Here is a 19,654-nt window from a genome sequence, read left to right on the forward strand (position 1 = left end):
GTCAAGCGGTTGACTCGCCGAAAACCGAGTCCAGCACGGCGTCGGGCAGCTCCATGAGGCGCGCCGCATCGGTCCAGAGCAGGGCGCAACGTACGGATTTCCCGGGATGAACCGCCCGCAATAGCGCACGATAGGTCGCCATCTGGCCGATATAGACTTTCGCCACCGCAGCAATCTCCGTCGGCGGCGGCCGATTGGTCTTGTAGTCGATGATCAGAACTTCGTGACCGGTCACCACGAGCCGGTCGACCTGGCCGCGCACGAAAACGCCCTCCGGCAGACCCGGCGCATGGCCTACGAGCGAGACTTCCGCCCGGCTGCCCGGCCCAAAGAGGGGCGCGAATTCGGCATGATCGAGAATGCCCAGCGTCTCCTCGACCATGCCCCGGCGCGCCGCGTCGTCGAAATCCGGCTGAGCGGCCACGAAGCGCTCGGCAGCCGAGCGGCGGCGCTCGGCCGGCAGATCGGGCAGGGTCTGGAGAAGTTTGTGGATCACATCGCCGCGCCGGAAACGGTGGGCGCCCGGATCGGCCAGCGGCGAGAGAACGGCCGGTTCGACGCTGTCGTCGGCCAGGAAGCTCGACGGCGCCACGCTGCGGATCGCGGCCTGTTCCGCCACCGCCGCCTCGCCCGCCCAGCGGGGAATGTCCACCCCGGCGAGACGGCGGGCCGGACCGCTTCCAAGGGCTAGCGGGGCCGGACCGAAACGCAGGCCAGGCGCACAATCCTCTACCCGTTCGGCCAAAGGCGTCTCGAACTCGCTCCAGCCATCGCCGGTCCAGGCCCCGGCCAGGCGCGTATACCAGCTGTCCTCGGCGATCCGTCCGGGGGTGCCGTTCCCGTGATGCCAGCCACAGACGATCAGCCGGTCCCGGGCCCGGGTCAGGGCCACATAGAGCAGGCGTCCGTGCTCGGCATGAGCCCGGTTCGCGCTCATCTCGCGCATCGCACAGACCGCATCGGGGTCGTCGGCTTTGCGCGGCGACCAGACGAGACCGCAACCGGCATGTTTGAGAAGACTGTCGCTGCGGCCCGATACCGGGGAGCGTGTCGTGTCCGGCAGAATGATGACGGGCCTTTCCAGCCCCTTTGAAGCATGCACCGTCATGACCTGGACCTCGTCCCGGTCATGGCTCATCTCGCGCTTGATCTGACTGTCCGCTGCCGCGATCACGGCGATGAAGCTGGCCATCGCACCGCCGGCCTCGCGCTCGTGAGAGAGGGCGCGGGAGAGAAATTCCTGCAGCGGATCGCGTGCCTCCTCGCCGAGCCGGGCGAAGACCCGGGCCCAGCGCGTCTCTCCGGTTGCGGTCCGCGCATTGAGGAAACCGGCGAAGACATCGTAGAGCCGCTCGCTGTCGGCCTTGTCGCGCAGTTCTGTCAGTACGGCCCGGGCCTCTGCAAAGCGCGCATCCTCTGTCGTGAACAACGCATTCCACAGCGTGCCGCGCCGGCGGGAGCGGCGGGCGCGTGCCAGATCGTAGAGGGCCTCGTCGTCGATCAGGGGCGGTTTACCGTCCACCGGATCGAAGAAAGGCGATTTGAGGACTTCCGCGAGCGCGAGGTCGTCGCCCGGAGTGACGGCAAAACGCGCCAGGGCGAGCATGTCCTTCACGGCGGTCTGGTCGCGCAGCACCATCCGGTCGGCACCGGCCACGGGCACGCCCTTCAGCTTGAGCTGGCGGATCACCTCCTCGAAAAAGCCGCCCGTCCTGCGCCAGACCAGAATGGCGATATCGCGCGGCGTGACCGGGCGCCGGCTGAACTCGCCGCCCTTCTCTTCCCAGACTGCATCGCCGCGCTCGAGCATGGCGGCGATTTCCGATGCGATCGTCTCGGCCAGGATATCGCGCGCCGTCCCGCTCGCGCGCTTGTCCACCGGGTCGAAAATGGAGGTTTCCTCGATGGATTCCGGCTTGGGCACGGCGGGCCAGAGTTCGACACAGCCCGGCGTGTCGCGCCGGGCGGCCACATGGGACTGGTATCGGGCAAAGGAGCGGCGCGTCTGCCCGGCGACGAACTTGGTTTCAGGCGCCGCGTCTTCTTCCGCGAAGGCCTGATCGACGGCCGCCAGGATTTCCGGCGCCGAGCGGAAGGAGACGTCCAGGCCCGGCCGTTCAAATTCGAGCCCTGCGGCGCCGGCTTTCTCGCCGAGCGCGTCGCCTTCCGCCATGAAGCGGGCCGGTTCTGCGCCCTGGAAGGAGTAGATCGACTGTTTCTCGTCACCGACGATGAAAAGCGTCCGGTTTTCCTCGCGGGCCCCCTTGCCGGAGAAGAACTCCTCCGTCAGCCCGCCGATCATGTCCCACTGCCGCGGGGCCGTATCCTGGGCCTCGTCGATCAGCGCGTGGGCCAGCGTGCCGTCCAGCTTGTAGCCGACCCATCCCGAAAAACTGTTTTCCGGTTTGAGAAGGTCGCCGGACAAACGGACCAGATCATCGAAATCGAGCGCCCGGTGGCGCGCCAGCTCGTCCTCATAGGCCTCGATGAAAGCCGCCGCGAACCGGATCGCCGCCGTGCTGGCCTCGGCGATGGCGGCACCGCGAGCCTGATCGCGGACCCGCTCCATTCGCAGCGCTTCCGCCTCCAGCATCGGCTTGATGGAGGGCGCAGCCTTGTCGGCCCTGGTTGTGACCAATGTCTTGGCCGGCGTGCCTTGCCCGTTCTTCGTGAAGAGCACAGCGAGATAGGCATCGAAGGCAATCTCCGGATCGCTCGCCCCGAGCGCCAGCCGGATTGCCGCTGCCCGATCGCCATCGGTCTTGGAACCGTGATGCTCCATGGCATGCGCCGCCTCGGCGAGGTGCGCATGCGGTGCAACCTCCCAGGCCGCGGTCTTGAGCCGGGCAAGCGTAATGCCCGGCTCCACTTCGAGCAGGGCATAAAGTTCGTCGATCAGCCCGTCCACGCCCCCAGCCCGCACGCGCGCATCGGAGACGTCATGACGGTTGAACCGGGCCCAGTCGAATATATTGGCGAAGGCGTCCGGGCCGCCCGTCGCGAGAGCGGTCCGGACCATCTCCGGATCGATATCGCGAAGCACGCGCCGGCGAGCCGCCTCGACCCGCCGGAGCGCGTCGCCGTCGTCGAGGGTCCTGAAGCCGGGCGGAGCGCCGGCCTCGATCGGAAAACGCCGCAGCAGATTCTCGCAGAAGGCATGAATGGTCTGGATGCGCAGACCGCCGGGCGTTTCCAGCGCCTGGGCAAACAGCTTGCGGGCCTGCGCCAGCTCGTCCCGGGTGAGATTTTTCTTGTCGAGGCGCGCCAGATCGCGCTTGAGGGCCTCGGCCGGCGCTACCGACCAGCCGCCCAGACGGTCGAAAAGGCGCTGCTTCATCTCGGCAGCGGCAGCCTTGGTATAGGTCACGCAGAGAATGCGTTCGGGCGGCACGCCATCGAGCAGAAGATTGATGACGCGATCGACCAGGACTCGCGTCTTGCCGGAGCCGGCATTAGCCTCGACGAAAACGCTGGCCCCGTGATGCGCGGCCAGTGTCTGCGCGCGGGTCGCCGCTTCGAGGATATCGGGGTCGAAGCCGGGACGACTCATGTTTCGCCCTCCCCCTCGCCGGTCGGCGCACTGGCCCATTCGCTGCGCCGGGCGAGATGATCGTAATCGCCGAAGCGATTGGTGTATTTGGCGCGCGGCTGGCTTTCATAGGGCGTATCGGGATCGTCGAAACGGGCGATCCAGCGGACGAGTTCGTCCATCGACTTTTCCGCCAGCTCGACCGGGTCCGCATCCTTCGCCTTGTCGACCCGGACCTCCCGGCCGCCCTCGGCATTGCCGGGCAGCGAGACGTAGAACAGGCCGGAGGGCTGCCCCGGCGCCAGGTCGGGGAACACACCCTCGCGAGCCGCCATGGCGGCCGTCAGCGGCAATTGCGGATCGAAACCGGCTTTCACTTCATTGGCGGACGGGGTCGAGCCGGTCTTGTAGTCGATCACGTCGAGCCCGCCATCCTCGCGCCGGTCGAACCGGTCGGCCCGGCCGCTCAGCACGAAACGCCCGGCTGGCCCGTCCAGCTCCAGTTCGCCCCTGATCTCGACCTTGTCCAGGCGAATACCACGCGCCCGCCGGGACTTCTCCCAATCGACGAACCAGCGCGCCGCCCGAGCAAACCGGGCTCGCTCGACCACCATATCCTCGGACGTGAAGCCACCCGCTGCGAGCTTCCGCTCGGCGGCGGAGACAAGTTGTTCGACGGCATCCTCCGGGACCGCATCGGCCCAGAACGGAACCACATCCTCGAGGGCACCGTGCAGGGCCGTCCCCCGCTCGCGGGCGTGCGGCGGCATATCGGCTTCGTCCAGCGGTCTGAGACCGAGAACGTGCTTGGCGTAAATGGCGTAGGGATCGCGGATCCAGGTCGTGATTTCCGTGATGGACAACCGGCGAGGGCGGACCTCGACCGGCGGTCGCGGCGCCGGACGCGGCGCAGGGACCGGAGCATGACCGCAGCTATCGAGAGCCTCTGCGATGGCTGGATAATCGATCGCGGGCGCCAGCGCGGCCTCCGCCGCCTCGCCCAGCGCACCGGCGGCCAGTGTCTTCATACGCCAGATCCAGCGCGAGGCCACGGCGGGCGTCCCTTCGGACTTTTCCGACCGCGTGAGGAAGACTTCGCGCGCGGCCGCCAATTGCGCGAAATCATGTGCTGCCAGTCCGTAGCGCTGCTCCGGCGCGCCGAGACCCACGACCTTGCGCATGCCGGCGGAGAGCCAGGGATCGGTGCCAAGTCCCGCCGGCCAGACGCCCTCGTTCAGACCGGCGAGGATGACGCGGTCGGCACTGATCATGCGGGCTTCAAGCGGGCCGAGCACCTGCAGGCGCGGATGAACGCCCAGGCGCGGCGGGACGCGGCGCGCCCCGACCAGTTCACGCACGGCGCCGGCATAGTCGGTCAGCGACATGGGCGGGAGGCTTTCGCTTTCCTCCAGAAGCGAACGCATCAGGCCGGCGGCCGCTTCGCCGCCTTCTCCCGACCAGAGCGCATCGGCGCCTCCGGTACGGGCATCGGCGGCCAGGGCTTCGGCCGCGCGCGCATGGGCTTCCGCCCAGTCCGCCGCGCTGCGCGGCGCCGGATCGGCAAAGGGCGTCAGCGCGTTCTCGAGCCGGTCGAGAACCTGTTCGATCAGAGCCCGGTCGTCTTCGAACAGATCGACCCGCTCGCCGTCTAGGCGCGCGCGGATCGCGGCCAGCTCATCGCCCGGGCGCGGACCGCGAAGGGCCTCCGCCTCGAACTTGGCGAGCACGGTATGGACCATGCCGCGCTCTGCCCCGGCCCGGAAGAGCGGCGAACTCCACAACGCACTCAGCGCCACCACGCTTCCCGGCGCTTCGGCCACGTCGAGCAGACGGGTGAGGAAGGCGCCGGCCGGCGTTTCAGCAAGGGAAGCTCCGCCGGAATCGTCCAGCCGCACGCCGAACCGGGACATTTCCGCCGAGACCCGGCGCGCCAGTGCCCGGTCGGGCGTCACCAGGATCGCCGTACTGTCTTCGTCCTCGAGCACTTCGCGCAGGAGGAGCGCACAGCTGCGTGCCTCGGAGATCTCGTCGGGCGCCTCGATCAGGGAGAGACCCTCAAGGCCGGCAGAGAAGAAGTCCTCGCCATACTCGCCAGACAGGGTCTCGAGCCGGGAGAGCCATTCATCGGTCGAGCTGGCCGGGCGCAGGGCCTCGGCGATCACGCGGCGGCGCATCCGCGCCGGCCCCTCCTCCGAGGCGCCGGGCCATTGATTCACCTCGCCGGGTTCAAGCCCCATCTCCGCGACGAAGGCTTTCATGGCCCATTGCGGATGCGCAGCATCGATACTGTCCCAGGCCTTTTCGTCCGCATCCCAGTCGAAGCCCGGCAGGACGATGGCGCCCTCGGGCAAGCCGGCGACGATTTTCATGAGGTCGCGGGCCGCCGGGATCGACCCCGTGGCCCCGACGACGAGAACCGGATGATCGGGCGGCGTCTCGGTCCAGCGCGCCTCGAGCGCCCGCAGCACTTTAGAACGGCGGGCCGCGGCGTCGGAGAGACCAAGCTCGGCGAGGCGGGCGGGCCAGACCTGCTGAACGATATCGAGGAAGGCTACAGCCTCGCGCCGGTCCTCGGGCAGATAGGCCGCGATTTCGTCGCCGAGCTTCGAAAGGTCCTCGACTTCCTCCGTCGCCAGGTCGTCCAGCAGTGCGGCCAGCGGCTCGGCGAGAGCGAGCGCGCCTCCGACGCCTATCGGACGCTCAAGGGCGGCTTCCTTGGCAAGAATGAGACGCGCGAGCTCGAACCGGCGCCGCGAAGCACTGACGGCGGGGGGCGCCAGGCCCGCCAGTTCGCCTGGCTCGAAAGGCGGGTCGTCGACATCGACATCGCCGATCGGCCGGATCAGCGGCAGGAGGGCGACACCGCTGCCGGCCTCCTCGGCAAACATGTCGCCCAGCGCCTTCGCCGCACGCCGCGTCGGCGTGAGGATGAGCAGGCGCGTCAGCGCGTCGGGATCCTCGGCAGCGTGGAACTCCTCGCGCAGACGGGTAACGATCGCGCGCAGGAAATCCGCCTGGGGCGGCATGGTGTAGAGGCGCGGGGCCGGCGTATCGAACAGACCGCCGCTCACGCCTTGAGCCGGGCTTCCGCCTTTGCAAGCGCGTCCGGATCACCGACATGCATCCAGAAGCTTTCCATCACGCAGCCATGCAGACGCCCGGCAACGAGCAGCTCGCGCCAGACTTCCATCATGGAAAATCGCTCCACCTTGCGCCCGGCCAGTACGGACGGATTCAAAATCTGGACTCCGGCATAGGCATAGGGGGCCGAGGGCGCACCGCCGCGGAAGCTCACGCGTCCCGCTTCATCGAGGAAGGCATCGCCCGGTCCGTCGAAACCGAGCGTCTGCTGCATCGGGGCCAGGAGGAGAAGCGCATCCATGCGTTCCGGGTTCCAGGCCTCTTTCAGACGCTGAAGCTCCTGCCCCGCAGGGTCGACCCAGATGGCATCGATATTGGAGATGAAGACAGGGTCTTCACCGAGCATGGGGAGCGCCTTCACCACACCCCCACCCGTTTCCAGGACGAGATCGCGCTCGTCCGAAATGGAGACCTGCGGCTCCTCCGTCCGGCTGGCGAGATGCGCCTCCATAAGGTCGGCGAAATGGTGGATATTGACGACGGCCTGCTCCACGCCCGCTACCGCATAGCGGTCGAGCGCCCAGTCGAGCAGCGTCCTGCCGCCGACCTCGACGAGGGCCTTGGGCCGGTCGTTGGTGATCGGGCGCATGCGGGTTCCCAGACCCGCGGCCAGTGCCATGCCTGTCCGGATATCCGTCACTTGTGAGCTTCCAGGAAAACGCTGGCGGCATGGTCCTTCACCCACATGTGCAGCTGCATCAGGGCCGGATGCTGCAAATCGCCGACGAAGTGCCGGGCCACGCGCGGTAGCAGTTCGAGATAGCGCTCCTTGCCGTCACGCAGGGCGAGCCGGACGAAAATACCGAGAATCTTCGCATTGCGCTGGGCACCGAGCACGGCATAGGCCGCATCGAAGCCTGCCGGATCGGCAATGCCGGCCTGCTCCACGAAACGGGCCTTGAGCGGCACGGCCAACTTGCGGTCGACATTGCGGCGCGCATCCTCGAGCAGGGAAACCAGATCGTAGGCAGGGTGCCCGAACAAGGCGTCCTGGAAGTCCAGCAGACCGATCGCACCTTCGCCTTCGCGCTCAGGAAGATAGATCAGGTTCTCCGCATGAAAGTCCCGCAGGACCAGACCGGGCGGACACCCTTCCAGTCGCTTGAAGGCCTGTTGCCACAGCTCAGCCCAGTCTGCGCGCGCTGCATCGTCGAGTTCGACGCCGGCATGCTTTTCCAGGAACCATTCGAGGAAGAGGTCGGCCTCGGCCATAAGCGCGGTTGAGTCGTAAGCCTGGATCGGCCAGTCGTGCCCATCGAGACCGACCGATGCCGGAAACGTGCTGCGATAGAGTGCGGCCAGCACGTCGACTGCCTGACGATAGAGCGTACCCTCATGCCGCTTGCCCGGCACAAGGCGCGCGATCAGATCATCGCCGAGATCTTCGAGCAGCAGGAAGCCGGTTTCGAAGTCGGCGGCGAGGATGCGAGGCGCAGAGAAACCACGCTCGCACAGCGCCTGCGCCAGGCCGGCAAAGGCGGGAAGATTGGCGCCGGCGAGACGTGCCTCGGCATTGTATCCGAGGACCTTGCGTTCCTCCGGCGTGGCATTCACCGGACAGGCCGGCGCTTCGGAGGCTGCCGGCGCGTCCATGAGCATGGCGGTCCCGCTGTCGCGGCACAGGCGGAAATAGCGACGCGTGGAGGCATCCCCTGCCAGCGGCTCGAGTTCGGCATCGCTCCAGCCGGCTCCGGCAAGAAAGGCCGCGCGTTCGGCCTCACGATCAGATCTGCTCAAGTTTTCTCTCCCACGTACCGATGCCAGTAAGCCGCGCTTCGCGAGCCGTGTCCAAGGCGTCGGACTTCATTCTTATGGATATCTCCAGCCGGTTCTCCGGCCGCCAGTCCCCCAGGCGGTCCGGCCACTCGACGAGACAGATCGCCTCCTCGAATGCGTCTTCCAGCCCGAGTTCGTCCAGTTCGGCCGAATCCTCGATGCGGTAGAGATCGGCGTGCCAGAGCTCGGCATCACCGGCAGGATAGGTCTGGACGAGGGTATATGTCGGGCTCGGCGCGTCCTCGACTCCACACAATTGCGCGATGATGCTGCGAGCAAGCGTCGTCTTTCCCGCTCCGAGATCACCGCTCAGAAGCACGACGTCGCCGGCGCCCAGCACCCGTGCCAGGCGCTTGCCGAGCGCCTGCGTGCTGGACGGGTCGGTCAGAGTAATGGTTATCACGGACCCCATATCCTGCGCTTAGCGAAGGCCGCCAGACACGGCAAGCGGTGAGGCTGAATCTTGACTCCGACGTGAACGCTGTTCATTTCCGGGTGGTCCATGGAGTAACGCATGCCGAAGATCACTTATATCGAACACAACGGAAACGAACACGTTCTCGACGTCGACGCCGGCCTCACCGTCATGGAAGGCGCGGTTCGCAACATGGTGCCCGGGATCGACGCCGATTGCGGCGGCGCCTGCGCCTGTGCGACCTGCCATGTCTATGTCGACCCCGCCTGGTTCGACAAGACCGGCACGCGCGAGGCCATGGAAGAGTCGATGCTCGACTTTGCCGACGAGGTTCAGGAGACCTCGCGCCTGTCGTGCCAGATCAAGGTTACGGAGGATCTCGACGGCCTGATCGTGCGCATGCCCGAAACGCAGGGCTGACACGGACCGTCACGGCCCTGCCCGTTCGGCATCCAAACACGAAACGCCCCGCGGCCAGGCCACGGGGCGTTGTTCATTCCCTCATGCGCCGATGGTCAGGCCTGTTCGGCTGCGGCTTCCGGCTGGGTCAGTTCGAGCTCCGGCGGCACGGCCTCGCTGCGCGGCTCGGAGGGCAGATGACAGGCCACAATCGTGCCCTTGCCCGGCTCGGACTGAAGCTCCACCCAACCGCCGTGCAGCTGGGCGATTTCTTTCACAAGCGCCAGGCCCAGACCGGCACCGCCGCGTTCGCCCCGTGCGAAACGGTCGAACACCGTCGCCTGCTTTTCCGGTGAAATACCCTCGCCGTCATCGCTGACCCAGAGCGTGAGTTCCTCGCCCTCACGGCTTGCCCCGATGGTGATGCGCCCCTCTTCGGTAACGTGACGGATCGCATTGGAGAGCAGGTTCATGGAGACCTGTTTGAGGCGGTTCCGGTCGGCGCGCAGCAGGCCGACATTGTCATCTACGCGGACTTCCACCTTGATCTTGTGATGATCGGCCCGTCCGGAAACGAGATCGGCGGCCTCACGCGCGACATCGCCAAGATCGACATCGCCGAGATCGAGTTCCAGCTGACCGGCATCGATCGCGGCCACGTCGAGAATGTCGTCCACCAGTTTCGCCAGATGCTCGGCCGCGGTCTGGATCGCCGCCATAGGCTCCTTCTGACGATCGCTCAGATCGCCGGCGAAGCCTTGCGCGAGCATGTCGGCATAGCCGTTGATCGTGGTGAGCGGTGTGCGCAGCTGATAGCTCACATGCTCGACGAACTCGGTCTTGATGCGCTCGGACGCCTGCAGAGCCTCGGCGCGTTCGCGCAGGGCTTCCTCGATGCGGCGGCTGTCGGTGACATCGTCCCAGCAGATCAGCGTCGCCCCGTCCGGCAGCGGGCGCGTCAGATAGGTCAGCACGCGGTCGTCGGCCCGGCGCATCTCTCCGGTCACCTGCTTGCGCGCCTGCGGGCTTGGATCGGTGACGCGGCCCTTGATGTCGGTCCAGACGCGGTCGTCGGCGAACAGGGCGGCACAGGTCTCGGCGACACTGTCGAAATCGGGCGAGCGGTCGAGGTCTTCCGGCTCGAAGCCCCAGAGGTCCTCGAAAGCATTATTGTGCAGCTGGAGGCGGCCATTGGCGCCGAACACGGCGACCGCCTCGTGCAGCTTGTCGAGGGTCGCACGCTGCACCTTGATCAGCGTGTTGTAGCGCGCGGTCAGCGCCAGTTCGTCGGTCTTGTCCTCGAAGATGAGCATGAGACCGCCGAGCGGGTGACGCTGGCGGGCGACGCGCAATGTGCGACCGTCGGGCAAGGGCCACAGCTCGTCCGGTGTCTCGTCGCCAGGCGGCTGATCGTAGCGTGCCAGCTCCTCACTCTTCCAGCCGGCGAAATCCGCCTGCTCGGGCAGGAGACGCTTCTCGCGCATGCGGTCGAGGAATTGGGCATGCGCCGGCCGCTCATTGAGCCAGGCATCGTCGAGCTTGAAGAGATTGGTGAAGGCCTTGTTGTAGAAATCGAGCCGCTTGGAACGGTCGAAGACGACCACGGCCTCGGCCATGTGATTGAGCGTATCGTCATGGGCGCGGCGAAAACGCTCGAGTGCGTCCTTGGCTTCCTGCCCCTCGGTCGCGTCTATGGCGAAGCCGGCCGCGCCGCCGGAGACGGGGAAGACGAGGAATTGCATGGCTCGGCGCCGGCCTTCGATATTCACGGTCCGCGTTTCCGCGACCGCTTCGCCATCGGCCGCCACGCGGCGCGCCTGTTCGGCCATGCCGGTATCGAGCATGTATTGTTTCTGCAGCATGCGATCGAGGCTGTCGCATTCCACCGCCCGCACATAGGCGTCATTGGCCCATTCGACCCGGCCGGACGCATTCATGCGCCAGGTCGGGAAAGGTGCCCGACCGAGCATGTCGAGGAAGGCCAGCGGATCCTGGGATACCAGGCGGCGCGCTTCCTCGATACGGCCGCGCGCGCCGGATTCCTCGAGCCCGCGCGTCGTCGCATCGGAAAGCCAGACAACCAGCTGCGTGCCGGCAGCCCGGCCATCGGCTTCCAGGAAACGGCCGCTCGGACCGAGAATGGTGAGCGAGAAGGGCCGGCCCTGCTGCATCAGCTCCTGAAAACGGCGACGCAACGTCGTCTCCTCGCCGCTGGCGGCGCGGGCTTCGTAATCGGCGAGGCCTTCCATCAGGATGCCCGCCGGGTTGGGACCATCCGTCGCTTCAGCGAATTTCAGCAAGGAGGCCAGCGCCACGGAAGACCCGAAAATGCGCGGCTGTCCCCAACCGGTCTCGGACTCGTCGAACGGGGGCTGGTCCCAGACCAGCACAAGACCGGGATGGGCGCCGAACACGCTGTCGGCGCGCGAAAGCTTGTCTTCCAGTTCGCTGACCTTGCGGCGCCAGACCGTCTGAACGGCGCGCGCACCGGCCGTCAGCCGGTAGGCCCACAATCCCACGGCAAAAGCAAACGCCACGGCGCCAAAGGTGACGAGCAGAGTGACGATCTGGAATGTCTGTCCAGTCATGAAATTCGCCCCGGGTGCGGACCTGCCCCGCCTTCTAATCGGCCCTCACGAATCACCATGATACCGATGCGGGGACTCGCGGGCGAGCGCGCGCACCGTCAATTCCTTAATATGTTATAGCCGCTGATGCCTGAGGCCGGCAGAAAATCGTGGAGATTCTTACCTGAGCTTCCGGCTCGAAAGCCGCAGATTTCCTGTCAGAGCAGCGGAAAACAGGTCGCTCGCATCGGTCACGCCCAACAGCCGCGATCAGTTGTGGAAAGCCGTTATCCACCCCGGTGCGTTAACGAATACGGACCTCGCCGGCCCGGAATTCGAACATCACGACACAGTTCTCGAGGCTCTGAACACCGTTGTCGAGCGGTCGGAAGCGCCAGTCGGAGACGGTGCGGCGAACTTCCCGGTTAAAGGGTCCGTCCGGCACGGCCCGGGCGATGCGAGGACGATGCACGCTGCCGTCGGCATAAACATGGAAACGAACCACGACCCAGCCCTGCCGGCCGCGCGCCCAGGCCCGCGCCGGATAGTCCGGCATCTCGGCCTCGACCGCCGCCAGCGTCGAGCCGCGGCAGTCCTCCGGACCGATCAGGCGTTCCACATTGGGAGGAACCGGAAATTCGTCGCGCGGGATGAACGGGCCGCGCTCGGGCCGGAAGGTCGCCGGAACGGCGGCACTGCACGCGGTCAGGAAGAGCAGAAACAGGGGCAGAACTCGTATCATGGCGCGGACGTTATCCGCTCCCCGCAGAATGCGGAAGACCCGTATCAGCACGGCCCGCGGCGGGACACGCAGGAGGAACGGAAAATGAACATAATGTAAAGAATGTATTAATAGCGTTCAATTTCCGGCATCGAACTTGTAGGGTCCCAGACCATTGGGAGAGGGACGGGTCGATTTGGGACACAGACGACCGGGGATCCTGCTGTTAGAGGTGCGTAGATTCATGTCTTTGTTGCCGACCGCGCATGCCGGGCAAACCTATGGTGCTCGCCGCATCGACTTTTTCACTGTTTCGGGAGAAGTGACCGCGTCCGAGGACGGGTCCAGTCACGTTACGGATACGGACGGCATGGACCATTCGGTCCGGCTGATGGAAGAAAGCAGCGCCATCGCGCCAGGCGACAATGCGACCGTGCTGCGAATGCAGTCCGGCCCGAACCGTCGCTCGCGCCCCGTCGCGATCGTCAATCACTCCCGCGAGACATGGATGCGTGCCGCGCCGGAAGCGACCAGCCTGCTGGCGCGGTCCGGCGTGACCCGCGGTTTCAACTGGCTGCTCTCCTTCCTGCTGCTCGCCGCTGTCGGCATCGCATCGGTCTGGCCGACCCTGCATGCCTTCCTCGCAGAGATCATCGGCAATCCGATGGCCCGTATTCCGGCCTATGACGTGTTCGGCGAAATCGCCGCGCTCGCCCCGGCCCTGCCCGGCTGGCGGGTGGAACCGGTTCTCTCGACGGGCCTGAGCGACGGCCTTGCCGCGCTCGGCTTCGTGCCGATGGACCAGCTGACCGAAATCCTGCTCTTCGGGGGCGGCGCCCTGCTGGCCCTGCTGGCCTTCTCCGCGCGCTCCTGGCGGCTTGTCTATATTCCCGCGCTCGCCGCTCTGGCGCTTGCCGCAGGCAGCATTCTGGGCGGCGCCGAGGCCACGCTCTATATCTGCGGCGGCAGCCTGGCGCTGTTCGCTCTGGGTGGAATGGTGAACCGGACGCGCGACGCCGGTCGCTTCAATGCCCGCGTCGCCCGCCTGTCCGAACATGTCCTGCGGAACCCGCCGCAGGAAGGCGTGCGCGCCTCCGAGAAATCCTCCGGCGATGCCACGCCTGCTGCCGCTCCGGCCGCAGCTGCCGCGATCGCGACGGCCGCTGCCGTCGCGGAAGGTGGCGAAGCCGCCGGCACCAGCGATGACGATGCGGCTGCTATCGCGGCCGATGCAGGCGCCGGCGATCCCGCCGATCCGTCCGAAACCGCCACCAACGGCGAGGTGACCGCGCGTGACGACGCCGACGTCGAACTCCCGCCGGTCGCGAGCGAAACCGAAACGGAAGAAACGGCGCCGGAACCGGCCGAAGAAACGAACGCCGAACAGGACGAAGCCGAAACGTCCGAAGAAACGGATGAGCCTGTCGAGGCTGCCGCCCTCGTCATGTCTGATGATGACGGGGAAACGGCGCCGCAGGAGACGACGGTCGACCCCGAGCAACCGGCCGCCGAAAACACGCCGGAAGACGACGACCCGGCCGCAGACGACACGGTTGTCGAGGCCGCAGCCGCCGTGACGCCGGAGAGTACACCGGAGGCCGAAGTGGCCCCGGAGGACGTTTCGATGGACGACACCGAAACTGCGAGCGTGACTGCACAGAGCGATGACGACCTGCCCAGCCTGGACGATGTCGCGGCTGCAGCCGCACTGACCGAGACGGAAGGCGCGGAGAGCGAAAGCCCCGAAACCGAGACCGATCGGGGCGCAGCCCTCGTCGAAGCCAATATGGCGTCTGCGCTCGAGGACGATCGCACCATGCCTGTCGCTTCGCCGCCGCCCATGCCGGCAATCGGCGACGAAGAGCCTTCCGCATCGGCGAGCGAAGCGGCCGAAACTGCAGAGGTGGACGGCAGCGCCGTGTCCTGGCTCGACGATCCGCTGATGGACGACACGCAGGACCCGATGGTTCCGAAAGCATCGGACAGCGATCTGGCCCCCGGCGCGCCGGAGATCGAGCTTGAGCCCGACCCGGCCGAATAGGCCAACCGACGGACAGCAAAAAGCCCGCAGCGATGCGGGCTTTTTCATGCGTGGTGCGAGGCAGAGAAACGGCTAGTCGGTTTCGTGAAAGCCGGCCTCGACGAGCCCGACCAGGCAGTCGGCCGCCCGTTCCGCGTCGGGACCGGTGGTTTCGATATCGATCTCGGAGCCCTTCGCGGCCGCGAGCATCAGCAATTCCATGATGGAATCCGCATTTACCGTCTCGCCGTCACGGGAGACATGGATGGTGGCATCGAAGCCCTGGGCCATCTCGACGAATTTCGCAGCGGCGCGCGCATGCAGCCCCCGCGTATTGCAGATCTTCACCCGCCGCGCTGTGACCGTCACTTGCCTGCCCCTTCAAGCACGTCCGAGGCGATCGCGATATAGCGCTTGCCGGCGTCCTCACCCATGCGGGCCAGACTGTCCAGGTCGGCACGCGAGCGCGCCTCTGCGAGCTTGATCAGCATCGGAAGATTTACGCCGGCGATCACCTCGACCTTGCCCGGTTCGAGCAGGGAAATGGCAAGATTGGACGGGGTGCCGCCGAACATGTCGGTCAGCACCAGCACACCCTCGCCACGATCGGCATCGGCAATGGCCTGTTTGATATCGGAGCGCCGCTTTTCCATATCGTCGTCCGGGCCGATGCACACGGCCAGGAACGCGTCCATCGGGCCGACCACGTGTTCCGTGGCGGCGACGAATTCATCGGCCAAACGACCGTGACTGACGACGACGACTCCAATCATGACGATTATCTAACCGTGCCTTTGACCGGCGGGGAAGCGTCTTTTTGCAACGCAGCTGACGATTTATCAGTCCTGTAGCGCGGCAGGCAGTTCCACGCTGAAGCGCGCGCCGGCAATTTTTCCGTCCTCATCCAGCCGGTTGGCAGCAATAATCTGCCCGCCATGCGCCTTGATGATCTGCCGCGCTATGGCGAGGCCTAGACCGGAATGGGTACCGAATTCGGCACCTTTGGGGCGCTCCGTATAGAAACGCTGGAAGACGGTTTCCAGATTGTCCTCCGGAATGCCCGGACCGTTATCGTCGACATGGACCACGAGGCTCGCCCCGCCATTGCGGTGTCCGCGAACCAGACGGATGAGAATGGTGCCGCCCTCGGGCGAGAAGGTGATGGCATTGTCGATCAGATTCCGGAACACCTGCCCCAGCGGACCATCGCGTCCGCGAACGAACCCGTTGCGCACCGTGCGATCGATGACCACCCGCACACCGTTCCGCGGATTCTCGTTATAGGTTTCGGCCAGCTCGGCGAGCATGGCCGCCAGGTCGAACCGTTCCACATCCTCGCGCGTCAGTTCGGCATCCACGCGAGAGGCGCGCGAGATATCAGTGATGAGACGGTCCAGTCGCTTCACATCCGCGACGATGACCGCCAACAGCCGGTCGCGGCGCTCCGCATCCTTCGCCATGGGAAGGACCTCTACCGCAGAGCGGATCGAGGTCAGCGGGTTTTTCAGCTCGTGCGCCACATCGGCCGCGAAGCTCTCGATCGCGTCGAGGCGGTCGTAGAGCGCATCGGTCATTTCCGAGAGCGCCACGCCGAGATCGCCGATCTCGTCATTGCGCGAGCCGAGATCGGGCATTTTCACCCGGCGGCCGCCGGCCCGGCGCGCTTCATGCGCCGCCCGCGCAAGACGGCGGATCGGCCGGGCAATGAAGACCGTCAGCGCCAGCGAGGACATGCCCGATACCAGTGCCGCGATCACCATGAAGGGCAGGAGCGCGCGGCGTTCGGCCGCGATCAGCGTGTCGAGATCGTAGCTCTCGATCGTCACCACGCCGATCACCGCACGGACGGGCTGGATAGGAATGGACACGGACACGACCCTTCGCCCGTCCGCCTCGCGCCGGACTCCGGCGACAACATCGCCGGAAATCACGTCGAGCACCTCGTCCTCGAGATTGCGATCGAGCGCCGCCCGCTCTTCCGACGAGCGGAGCAGGTTGCCGAGGAAATCGAGGACCTGCGTGGGCAAGCTGCGCGCAGTGTCGGCAAAATCCGGTCCGGGCTGGCCCGGCGGAGGCAGGACCGTGGTCTCGAACACATCGGCGAGAAGATGACTGTCCGCGACCATCGTGCCGCTCTTGTCGAAGACCAGAACCCGGGATTCCTCCGGCACGTAGAGCTGGCGCAGGATGGCGCGCGCATCGTCATTGCGCAGCGCCGGCGCCGGAGCCCCGTCCGAAGCGCCCTCGGCCAGCACATTGGCGATCAGCTCGCCCTGGGAGCGCAGGGAATCCAGCTTGGCGGTGACCAGGCCGCGACGCGTTTCCGTCAGCGCCAGCATGCCCACGATGAGCACGCCGAGTGCGACGAAATTGGCGATCAGGATGAGCTGGGCCAGACGCGAAGAGGGCCGCGGCGTGAGATTTCGGATCCACACCCCGGCCCGGCGCAGCCCGCCGCTCACGGTTTCCGGATCAGTCTTCTTTATAGCGGTAACCCACCCCGTAGAGGGTCTCGATGGCGTCGAAGGTCTTGTCGACTTCGCGGAATTTCTTGCGGATGCGCTTGATGTGACTGTCGATGGTCCGGTCGTCGACATAGACCTGGTCGTCATAGGCCGCGTCCATCAGATTGTCGCGGCTTTTCACATAGCCCGGGCGCGTCGCGAGCGCCTGCAGGATGAGAAACTCCGTCACCGTCAGGCGCACTGGTTCGCCATTCCAGGAGCAGGCGTGGCGATTGGGGTCGAGGACCAGGCTGCCGCGTTCCAGCGGTTTGCTGTCGCCTGGCTCGAGCGGACCGGCTCCGACCGGTTCCGACGCTCCGCGCGCCCGGCGCAGAACGGCCTTCACGCGTTCGCCCAGAAGACGCTGGGAGAAGGGTTTGGAGATATAGTCGTCCGCGCCGAGATTGAGCCCCAGCGCCTCGTCGAACTCGTCGTCCTTCGAGGTCAGGAAGATAACCGGGATGTTGGAGGACTGGCGCAGACGTCGGAGCAGTTCCAGACCGTCCATACGCGGCATCTTGATGTCGAAAATTCCAAGATCCGGCGGATCCTCGGTCAGGGCTCGCAGTGCGGACGCCCCGTCATTATAGGTCCGGACATTATAGCCCTCGCCCTCGAGGAAAATGGAAACCGAAGTGATGATGTTTTCGTCATCATCGACGAGCGCAATCGTGGCCATGCCGTCTCCGCAATAAACTCCATACAAGGGCGCCGTAGCCTTGAATTGTGGCAGACAATAGACACGCCTGCCCCGGAGCGCCAAGCGCGCTGTGCAAAAATGCGGCAGGTTCACTTCGTTTTAAGGCTGTTGATTCAAATTGTACGCTTATCCGGGGAGTGGCCGATGGCAGGCGCAATCCATTACGAGGTCTTCTTCAAGAAGAACCGCAAGACGGGATGGGCGCTCTACGAGGCCCGGGACGATCGCGACGATGCGTTGAAGCTCGCCCACGACCTCGTGGCAAAGCACAAGGATGCCTCCATCCGCGTGACCAAGGAACGCTTCGACGACGAGGCGCGCACCTTCCGCTCCATAACGATCTTCGAAAGCGGAACGGAAGCCTTCAAGGATCCGGCCGAGAAGACCGGCGAAGCGACCCTGCCCTGCCTCACGCCTGACGACCTGTCCAAACCGCATGCGCGCTCGACGATCCGCCGCGTCCTGTCCGGCTGGCTGGAACGCGTCCAGGCCCTGCCGATGGAATTGCTGCACCGGCCCGATCTGGTCGAGAATCTCGAATCTTCCGAGACGACGCTCCAGCACGCCATCCAGAAGGTTGCCGTCGCAAGTGCGAGCGACAGCGATGCCAGCGTTCACGGCTTCGTCAAACAGCTCAACGAGCTGGTCCAGAAATCGCTCAACCGCATCTACAAGGACGGACGCGACAATAAACTGCCGGAGTTTCCGAAAAAGGCAGCGTTCAGCGAGATCGCCGACAAGGTCTACCGGGCCGATCGCCGGGCCTATTCTCTGCGCGCTGCCATGGCCGATCGCCTGCGCCACGAAAAGAATTACGGAAGCAAGCTGGAAGCCCTGCTCGACATGGCCGACCAGCTGCCGGAAAGCGACGAAGCGCGCAGCTTCGCCATCGGCGAGGTCGACAGTTATCTGGCCGAGGTGATCAGCTTCGATGCCGGCCGCGAGGCTCTGCTCGGCAAGTGCAAGGATCTCGGCGAGACGATGGAGAAACTCGCTTGCCTGGTCGATGGCGATTATGGCGCCGACGCTATCGTCTATGCGCCCCGAGCTGCGAAACGCCTCGCCGAAAAGATCGGCAGCAAGGAATTTCAGGCCTGTCGCGCCATCATCGCCGACGAAATTCTCAAGGAGCTGGAACGGCCCCAGCGCTTCCGCCCGAACAGCGTGAAGGCCGAGGTCCGCCTTTCGCGAGATCTGGCGCGCAAGCTGATCATGTGCGCGGACTCGACCTTGCCGGCCGACAAGCTGTCCAAGGCCTTCGCCAGCCGCTCGGCCCGCCTCCTGCGGCCGGACACGATCGAAGACTTCCTGCGCGACGCGAAGTCACCCGACGAGGAACTCTCACGCCTGGTGGCGCTCGAGGAAAATATCGTCGGTGAAACCAACAAGCAGAAGCTCGCCGGCTATATCCGCACCATGCTCACATCGCAGCAGGTCGAAAGCGCCTTCGTGCGAGGCGTAGGCCAGCCGCTCGAACGGCTCGCCGGGGTCACGGCGCTGCAGAGCCGCGTACTCAAGGGCACCTATCCCAAGGACGACAAGGCCGAGCTGGCCAGCTGTTTCGACAAGCTCGGCATGAAAATCATCGACGAGAGCAAGATCCTCAATCTCGTCGAAGCCGGCGACCGGCCGGCCCTGGACAAGGCTACGGGCCTGCTGAAGCTGGTCACGGGCGGCGCCCTGCCGCTGGGCCATTGCTCTGCCGACGCCCAGGCCCGGGCGCTGCGTCAGCTGAAATCCGGTATGGGTCTGAGCGAGGCCCAGGTCCCGGAGGGCCGCGAGAAACTCCAGCTCATCCAGTCCATGCTCCAGCAGGTCGCGACCAATCAGGCCAAGCTGAAAACAGCCTGACTTTGCAAGCCTTGCCGCCGCGGCTAGGGTC

General features: G+C 65.8%; 14 protein-coding genes. 3 read left to right on the forward strand and 11 right to left on the reverse strand.

The genetic code is table 11. From position 1 onward, the window contains the following. Window position 1: 1 nt before the first annotated feature. The 5 genes from addA to tsaE are packed head-to-tail and all read right to left on the reverse strand — an operon-like array spanning window position 2 to window position 8,858. Entirely contained in the window at window positions 2-3,550 is a 3,549-nt protein-coding gene (gene addA / locus AC13HB_RS07010; protein WP_482949022.1) for a double-strand break repair helicase AddA, read from the reverse strand. Next, window positions 3,547-6,600 carry a double-strand break repair protein AddB gene (gene addB / locus AC13HB_RS07015; RefSeq protein ID WP_482949023.1) on the reverse strand — a complete coding sequence of 1,018 codons (3,054 nt, stop codon included), beginning with the start codon at window positions 6,598-6,600 and terminating at the stop codon, window positions 3,547-3,549. Before addB ends, addA begins: the two co-directional genes overlap by 4 nt. After that, entirely contained in the window at window positions 6,597-7,310 is a 714-nt protein-coding gene (locus AC13HB_RS07020) for a nucleotidyltransferase family protein (RefSeq protein ID WP_482949024.1), read from the reverse strand. The genes addB and AC13HB_RS07020 overlap by 4 nt, the downstream gene beginning before the upstream one ends. Continuing rightward, the gene (locus AC13HB_RS07025; RefSeq protein WP_482949025.1) at window positions 7,307-8,407 is read right to left on the reverse strand and encodes an aminoglycoside phosphotransferase family protein; all 1,101 of its coding nucleotides are present in this window, start codon (window positions 8,405-8,407) and stop codon (window positions 7,307-7,309) included. Before AC13HB_RS07025 ends, AC13HB_RS07020 begins: the two co-directional genes overlap by 4 nt. Continuing rightward, on the reverse strand, window positions 8,394-8,858 hold the full coding sequence (tsaE, locus tag AC13HB_RS07030; protein WP_482949026.1) for a tRNA (adenosine(37)-N6)-threonylcarbamoyltransferase complex ATPase subunit type 1 TsaE: 465 nt from the start codon (window positions 8,856-8,858) through the stop codon (window positions 8,394-8,396). Before tsaE ends, AC13HB_RS07025 begins: the two co-directional genes overlap by 14 nt. Window positions 8,859-8,960: 102 nt before the next feature. Here tsaE and AC13HB_RS07035 point away from each other — a divergent pair, with 102 nt between their 5' ends. Further along, a complete protein-coding gene (locus AC13HB_RS07035) occupies window positions 8,961-9,281 on the forward strand; it encodes a 2Fe-2S iron-sulfur cluster-binding protein (RefSeq protein ID WP_482949027.1) in 321 nt (106 codons plus the stop codon). A gap of 95 nt (window positions 9,282-9,376) precedes the next feature. Here the strand turns inward: AC13HB_RS07035 and AC13HB_RS07040 are convergent, their stop codons facing one another. After that, window positions 9,377-11,848, reverse strand: coding sequence for a sensor histidine kinase (locus AC13HB_RS07040; RefSeq protein WP_482949028.1), 2,472 nt, complete (start codon window positions 11,846-11,848; stop codon window positions 9,377-9,379). 283 nt (window positions 11,849-12,131) lie between these two features. Continuing rightward, complete coding sequence (locus AC13HB_RS07045; RefSeq protein ID WP_482949029.1) at window positions 12,132-12,569, reverse strand: energy transducer TonB; 438 nt, start codon at window positions 12,567-12,569, stop codon at window positions 12,132-12,134. Window positions 12,570-12,792: 223 nt separating this feature from the next. Here AC13HB_RS07045 and AC13HB_RS07050 point away from each other — a divergent pair, with 223 nt between their 5' ends. After that, window positions 12,793-14,589 carry a hypothetical protein gene (locus AC13HB_RS07050; RefSeq protein ID WP_482949030.1) on the forward strand — a complete coding sequence of 599 codons (1,797 nt, stop codon included), beginning with the start codon at window positions 12,793-12,795 and terminating at the stop codon, window positions 14,587-14,589. 72 nt (window positions 14,590-14,661) lie between these two features. Here the strand turns inward: AC13HB_RS07050 and AC13HB_RS07055 are convergent, their stop codons facing one another. From AC13HB_RS07055 to AC13HB_RS07070, 4 genes are all read right to left on the reverse strand, one after another. Continuing rightward, window positions 14,662-14,937, reverse strand: a complete 276-nt coding sequence (locus tag AC13HB_RS07055; RefSeq protein WP_482949031.1) for an HPr family phosphocarrier protein — start codon at window positions 14,935-14,937, stop codon at window positions 14,662-14,664. Beyond that, window positions 14,934-15,341 carry a PTS sugar transporter subunit IIA gene (locus AC13HB_RS07060; protein WP_482949032.1) on the reverse strand — a complete coding sequence of 136 codons (408 nt, stop codon included), beginning with the start codon at window positions 15,339-15,341 and terminating at the stop codon, window positions 14,934-14,936. Before AC13HB_RS07060 ends, AC13HB_RS07055 begins: the two co-directional genes overlap by 4 nt. A 66-nt stretch (window positions 15,342-15,407) precedes the next feature. After that, on the reverse strand, window positions 15,408-17,030 hold the full coding sequence (locus AC13HB_RS07065; RefSeq protein WP_482949033.1) for a stimulus-sensing domain-containing protein: 1,623 nt from the start codon (window positions 17,028-17,030) through the stop codon (window positions 15,408-15,410). A 10-nt stretch (window positions 17,031-17,040) separates the two neighbouring features. Next, window positions 17,041-17,751, reverse strand: coding sequence for a response regulator transcription factor (locus tag AC13HB_RS07070; RefSeq protein ID WP_482949034.1), 711 nt, complete (start codon window positions 17,749-17,751; stop codon window positions 17,041-17,043). A gap of 165 nt (window positions 17,752-17,916) precedes the next feature. Between AC13HB_RS07070 and AC13HB_RS07075 the strand changes: the two genes are divergently transcribed. Continuing rightward, entirely contained in the window at window positions 17,917-19,623 is a 1,707-nt protein-coding gene (locus tag AC13HB_RS07075) for a hypothetical protein (RefSeq protein ID WP_482949035.1), read from the forward strand. The last annotated feature ends 31 nt before the right edge of the window (window positions 19,624-19,654 follow it).

This window comes from Maricaulis sp. B-26 (genome assembly GCF_056857855.1).

Excerpts from the sequence above, each read along its gene's own strand:
- AC13HB_RS07045 (WP_482949029.1), bottom strand. The coding sequence starts at position 12,569 with ATGATACGAGTTCTGCCCCTGTTTCTGCTCTTCCTGACCGCGTGCAGT.
- addA (WP_482949022.1), bottom strand. The coding sequence starts at position 3,550 with ATGAGTCGTCCCGGCTTCGACCCCGATATCCTCGAAGCGGCGACCCGC.
- AC13HB_RS07035 (WP_482949027.1), top strand. The coding sequence starts at position 8,961 with ATGCCGAAGATCACTTATATCGAACACAACGGAAACGAACACGTTCTC.
- AC13HB_RS07050 (WP_482949030.1), top strand. The coding sequence starts at position 12,793 with ATGTCTTTGTTGCCGACCGCGCATGCCGGGCAAACCTATGGTGCTCGC.
- AC13HB_RS07040 (WP_482949028.1), bottom strand. The coding sequence starts at position 11,848 with ATGACTGGACAGACATTCCAGATCGTCACTCTGCTCGTCACCTTTGGC.
- tsaE (WP_482949026.1), bottom strand. The coding sequence starts at position 8,858 with ATGGGGTCCGTGATAACCATTACTCTGACCGACCCGTCCAGCACGCAG.
- AC13HB_RS07070 (WP_482949034.1), bottom strand. The coding sequence starts at position 17,751 with ATGGCCACGATTGCGCTCGTCGATGATGACGAAAACATCATCACTTCG.
- AC13HB_RS07075 (WP_482949035.1), top strand. The coding sequence starts at position 17,917 with ATGGCAGGCGCAATCCATTACGAGGTCTTCTTCAAGAAGAACCGCAAG.
- AC13HB_RS07060 (WP_482949032.1), bottom strand. The coding sequence starts at position 15,341 with ATGATTGGAGTCGTCGTCGTCAGTCACGGTCGTTTGGCCGATGAATTC.